Raw genomic sequence first — 5,335 nt, forward strand, 5'->3', positions numbered from 1 at the left:
CCAGCGCGTCCGATCCGATCGTCGACGCGTTCATCGGCGTGCAGTCCGTGGTGAGCCGCGCAGCGGGACGTGTTCCGGGCTGGGTGTGGGGAGTTGCCGCGATCGTCCTCGTGACCGGCGCTGCCATGGGGCTGCGCCGCACCGACGCCCGTACCATGGGCAGGTCATGACCAAGACCTACGAAGTGCGCACCTACGGCTGCCAGATGAACGTGCACGACAGCGAGCGGCTGTCGGGCCTTCTGGAGACCGCGGGCTACGCCGCGTTCGAGAATCCCGGGTCCGAGGAGAGTGCGGCTGACCTCGTCGTGTTCAACACCTGTGCCGTGCGCGAGAACGCCGACAACAAGCTCTACGGAAATCTTGGGCGCATTGCCTCGGTCAAGGCAAAAAATCCCGGTATGCAGATCGCCGTCGGCGGTTGCCTGGCTCAAAAGGACCGCGACACGATCACGACGAAGGCCCCGTACGTCGACGTGGTGTTCGGCACCCACAACATCGGCTCGCTGCCGGTGCTGCTGGAGCGGGCACGCATCGCCGAGGAGTCGCAGGTCGAGATCCTGGAGTCGCTCGAGGTTTTCCCGTCGACGCTGCCCACCAAGCGCGACTCGGTGTTCGCCGCCTGGGTCTCAATCAGTGTCGGCTGCAACAACACCTGCACGTTCTGCATCGTCCCGGCGCTGCGTGGCAAGGAGAAGGATCGTCGCGCGGGCGACATCCTGGCCGAGATCGAGGCGTTGGTGGCCGACGGCGTCGTCGAGGTGACGCTTCTGGGCCAGAACGTCAACGCTTACGGCGTCGAGTTCGGCGACAAGCAGGCGTTCGCGAAGCTGCTGCGTGCCTGCGGCGAGATCGAGGGCCTGGAGCGTGTGCGCTTCACCAGCCCGCACCCCAAGGACTTCACCGACGACGTCATTCACGCCATGGCCGAGACGCCCAATGTCATGCCGCAGCTGCACATGCCGCTGCAGTCAGGCTCCGACCGGGTGCTGAAGGCGATGCGCCGCTCCTACCGGCAGACCAAGTTCCTCGGCATCATCGACCGGGTCCGTGAGGCGATGCCCGAGGCTGCCATCACCACCGACATCATCGTCGGCTTCCCCGGTGAGACCGAGGAGGACTTCCTCGAGACCATGGCCGTGGTCCGACTGGCCAAATTCACCAGCGCCTACACATTTCAGTACTCCCAGCGCCCCGGCACACCAGCCGCGGACCTGCCCGACCAGATCCCCAAGGCCGTGGTGCAAGAACGTTACGAGCGCCTGACCGACCTCCTCGACGAAGTCGGTACCGCCCAGGCCCAGCTGCAGCTCGGTCGCACCGTCGAGCTGTTGGTTGCCGATCACGAGGGCAAGAAGGACGGGGCCACTCGGCGCATGACCGGCCGGGCCCGCGACAACCGGCTGGTGCACTTCGTCCCCGGTGACCACCCGGTGCGACCCGGCGACATGGTGGAGGTCGTCATCACCCACGCAGCCCCGCACCATCTGGTCAGTGATGATGCTCCGTTGTCCTACCGGCGCACGGCGGCTGGCGACGCGTGGGAGACCCGCCAGGGTCGCACCGAGGTCGGCACCCCCGGCGCCGTCACGTTGGGCATGCCTACGTTGGGCGCACCGGCGCCGCTTCCGCCTGCGCCGGTCTGCGGCATCTGACTCCAGCGGGAGACCGCTGGCAGGATGATGGCATGCCCATCCAGAGTGCCCAGAGACCGCATGCCGACGAGGTGCTGGATTCGTTGATCGAGTAGCAGTCACTGGCTCGAGGCACGGCAGCGGAGCTGGTCGCGCGCAGTCACCCATGCTTTGCTCTGCGGCACTCTTGTCATCACGATCCTCTCAGGCGCATGATCGGCCAAAGCCGTTCGAGGAGGAGATCATGGCTGTCTACACACTGGGAATCTGGCGGGTCAAGCCCGGTCACGAGGAGGACTTCGTGGCAGCGTGGAAGCAGCTTGCCGATGGGACGCGGGCCGACCTGCCACAGGCGACCGCGACCCTGCTGAGGGACCGCGAGGACCCATCGCTTTTTGTCAGCTCGGGTCCCTGGGAGTCCGTCGAACAGGTGAATGAATGGCGATCATCGCCGGTGTTCACCGGCAGCCTCGCTGTGATTCGCGAGCACATCGAGGACTTCGAGCCCCACACGATGGACCTCGAGGTCAACATCACTAACCTCTGACCAGTTTGAATCGCCTCGCCATCCGACACCAGAGGTGGTGAGATTGGCCGGCGACGACGAGCACCCGCTACAGCAGCCTGGCGTTCGGCACGCGATGCAGGATGGGTTGGGTCTGACCGTGGACGGCGCGGTGCTATTCACTGCGATGATGCTCGATCAGAACATTCGTTGACCATGCAACTCTCGACGTGAGCGTTCTCGGTAACACGACGTTTCGTCACGAATTTGGTGATTCGTCTGCCACTCGCGCAGGTGGCTCAGGTTCGTCTCGATCCGCCTGACCGACGAATGCGGCGGAGATGCTGGCGAGCTTCTCTCGCGTCGAGATCGGCGTACGCGGTGAACGGAGTCCGTCCCAGGCCCGATCTATATCCACGCGTCGCGTTGCGCGCGAGCTTGATCGTCTACTGGATCGGCAGGGGCGTGAGGATCAAACGTCGAAGGGGGTCCTCGGCGTCTTGATGGGTCGCCGGTCAGCAGGACGCCGTTCGCAGCGTGCCTCTTCGCACACCAAGAACTCCTCTCAGTTGGCGTACCCGGTCATGACGCACCACGGTCTGCTTCGAGCGCCTCCCCGATCAGGTCGGTGGCGAACGAGACCAGGTGAGGCGCTCCTGCAGTCACGACCACACGACGTAGGGCCGGGTCGTTGAATGCCTGATCCGCGTCAGGACCCCGCAGGGCAGGGTCCACGAAGGGAAGGTCGGCGCCGCGGAGGTCTAGCGCGACCAACGTTCCGTCGGCGTATCGCGGATCGCTCGACTCACCAGCGGACTGTTCGGAATTCCAGTGACCAAGCAGGATCTCGGAACCAACGACCCCCAGGACGTCACACAACACCGGCACCAGAAAGGGCTCTCCATCCGGGCCATCGGTCGATACCTCCCTGAGGACCAGCGCATCAGCGCACGACCCGTCACCCGACCCAGCGATCGTCAGGCCCGTCCCTGCGTAGGGTCGGCCGTACCCGAGGTGGGGGTGCCCCGGGAATTCCCCGAGGTTTACCAGCTTCGCGCCCTCGCCCGGCTCCCATGCCCATCCGTAGGAGTCCCACCAGCCACCTTCGTCGGGGTTTCCCGAGGGGTTGGGCAAGGAGGCGATGCCGTAGAGATGATTGCCATCGATCCAGCCGTATGGCACGAGCGCGTCACTGGTTTTGATCGTCGGGAATTCCTTGCGGCCGCTCGCCAGATCGTGGATGACCACCTTGTCGGGGGAGCTGTAGGCGATCATGCGGCCGTCGGGCGACAGCACGAACCCCGGGCCGTCGCCATCCCAACCGCGCACGACGTCGATCGGGAGCGTCCCAAACTTTCCAGTCTCCGCGACGAGGCCCACAGCCTCGACCGCCTCGTCGCCCGCAGGTGAAGTCCACCAGATCGCAGCCAGCGGTCCGGGAGCCTTTCCAAGGTCCGGCAGGTCCTTTCCAGCGGGGTACTCGATCGGCAGCGCGACAACAGCGGCCTCGTCCGATGACGAGCAACCCGTCAGTCCTACTAGAGACAGCAGCAGACCAAGCGCCGTCAGTCGCTTCATGCGACCGAATTCTACCGCCGACAGCGCGCTATCGCAGGGAAGATTCCGGCAGCGCCGCATCGCCGACCACCGGATGCAGGAGTTGTTGGTTCGTCGTCGCGGAGTACGACGGCGACACCACCCGTGTCAACCTCGGCCAAGACCGACGATGCCCTGTTCGCGCAGGTCAACGCCCTACCCGGGTTCGGCCATCAAAAGGACGCTGACTCGCTGCACACAATGCGCTTCCTCAAGAAGACCGATGGAGCCGAGGCCAAGGCGCAAGTCACCAGGACGCTTCGCCGACCAGGCTCGAGCAGTGCGGTGGGCTGTTGGATCCGACCCAGCGGTCTGCGGCAAGATGAGTTCATGCCCATCCAGATTGCTCAGGAACCGCACGCCGACGAGGTGCTGAACGCCGATCCGTTCGCGCTGGTCGTGGGCATGATGCTCGACCAGCAGTACCCGATGGAACATGCCTTCCGCGGCCCGGCCAAGGTGCTCGATCGTTTCGGCACACTCGACCCGGCCGTCATCGCCGCTGCCGAGCCGGAGACGTTCGCCGATCTGTGTGCCACGCCACCCGCGATCCATCGTTATGGACGGTCGATGGCTGGCCGGATGCAGGAACTGGCTCGCCACATCGTCGAGGAGTACGACGGTGACGTCACTCGGCTATGGACCGAGGCCAAGACCGGTGATGCACTGTTCGCGCGGGTCAAGGCGCTACCTGGATTCGGCGAGCAGAAGGCCAAGATCTTCACGTCGCTGTTGGCCAAGCAGCTTGATGTGAAGCCGCGCGGTTGGACCACCGTGGTGGGCGACTACGGACGCAAGGGCTACCGGTCCGTGGCCGACGTCGTCGACGGCGAGTCGCTGCAGAAGGTGCGTGACTTCAAGAAGGCGCACAAGGCGGCTGCTCAGGCGGCAACGGACTGACGTCATCGGGCCAAGCCCACCATGCCCGCGCGGCGGATCAGGTCGACGACATGGTGCGCTGGCCGGGGTCGAGCAACACCGTCGGGATGTCACACACCGGATTGAGAAGGGCTTCTTCCATCCTGCGCGTGATGGGTTCGCCGTCCGGGTTGCGCGGGATGGTGAACCCCCTGATTTGTGGTCCCTCGTCGACCAGCGACTTGGCATAAACCTCCCGGGCGGACACCAACCGGCGCCAGTCCGTGAGCCAGGCCGTAGTAGGCCGGTCCTCGGCGAGCACACGCTTCGGCAAGGCCTCGACCTTCTGCAGCATCGCCTCGACGAACTCGTTCTGCTCACGGATGGCCGCGGTGATGCGCTCAGGGGATGAGCCCATCGACGTGCTGTCAACATCGGACGTCATCAGATCGCATCCGTCCTCGATCGTGCTCAGGACAGTGGTGCTGTCGATCACGCCGGGGGCGTCGCGCGACTCCAGCACGATCGCGGTCACCACCAGTGCGGAGCCGACCAAGGCGCTGACCACTGCGCCCACCAGCGCGACCCAGAACCAGCGACGTCCCACGGGTGGGGGAGGGAATGACCAGACCCGGAGCGGCGGGTAGGGCGGCAATGACCGATCCGGTGGCACTCCGACATCCTCCCACGGGGGTGGCCACGACGAAGGGCGCGTCGTCGCTGCAGGCTGTGCAGCGTCGACG

Annotated in this window: 5 protein-coding genes; 3 read left to right on the plus strand and 2 right to left on the minus strand. The window is 65.3% G+C overall.

The window, feature by feature from the left end:
- Positions 1–166: 166 nt before the first annotated feature.
- Together miaB and WB508_RS10665 are read left to right on the plus strand one after the other, a co-directional pair.
- Positions 167–1,654, plus strand: a complete 1,488-nt coding sequence (gene miaB / locus WB508_RS10660) for a tRNA (N6-isopentenyl adenosine(37)-C2)-methylthiotransferase MiaB (protein WP_423844864.1) — start codon at positions 167–169, stop codon at positions 1,652–1,654.
- A 223-nt stretch (positions 1,655–1,877) separates the two neighbouring features.
- Positions 1,878–2,180, plus strand: coding sequence for a putative quinol monooxygenase (locus WB508_RS10665; RefSeq protein ID WP_423844865.1), 303 nt, complete (start codon positions 1,878–1,880; stop codon positions 2,178–2,180).
- A gap of 540 nt (positions 2,181–2,720) precedes the next feature.
- Here WB508_RS10665 and WB508_RS10670 read toward each other — a convergent pair.
- Positions 2,721–3,716 carry a hypothetical protein gene (locus WB508_RS10670; protein ID WP_423844866.1) on the minus strand — a complete coding sequence of 332 codons (996 nt, stop codon included), beginning with the start codon at positions 3,714–3,716 and terminating at the stop codon, positions 2,721–2,723.
- A 348-nt stretch (positions 3,717–4,064) separates the two neighbouring features.
- Between WB508_RS10670 and WB508_RS10675 the strand changes: the two genes are divergently transcribed.
- Positions 4,065–4,634, plus strand: a complete 570-nt coding sequence (locus WB508_RS10675) for an HhH-GPD-type base excision DNA repair protein (RefSeq protein ID WP_423844867.1) — start codon at positions 4,065–4,067, stop codon at positions 4,632–4,634.
- 37 nt (positions 4,635–4,671) lie between these two features.
- Here WB508_RS10675 and WB508_RS10680 read toward each other — a convergent pair.
- The coding region (locus WB508_RS10680) for a hypothetical protein (RefSeq protein ID WP_423844868.1) at positions 4,672–5,335 on the minus strand (664 nt) is incomplete at its 5' end.

Origin of the sequence: Aeromicrobium sp., from assembly GCF_049586495.1 — a bacterium.
In the GTDB taxonomy this organism is placed as follows: domain Bacteria; phylum Actinomycetota; class Actinomycetes; order Propionibacteriales; family Nocardioidaceae; genus Aeromicrobium.

Excerpts from the sequence above, each read along its gene's own strand:
- miaB (WP_423844864.1), top strand. The coding sequence starts at position 167 with ATGACCAAGACCTACGAAGTGCGCACCTACGGCTGCCAGATGAACGTG.
- WB508_RS10665 (WP_423844865.1), top strand. The coding sequence starts at position 1,878 with ATGGCTGTCTACACACTGGGAATCTGGCGGGTCAAGCCCGGTCACGAG.
- WB508_RS10670 (WP_423844866.1), bottom strand. The coding sequence starts at position 3,716 with ATGAAGCGACTGACGGCGCTTGGTCTGCTGCTGTCTCTAGTAGGACTG.
- WB508_RS10675 (WP_423844867.1), top strand. The coding sequence starts at position 4,065 with ATGCCCATCCAGATTGCTCAGGAACCGCACGCCGACGAGGTGCTGAAC.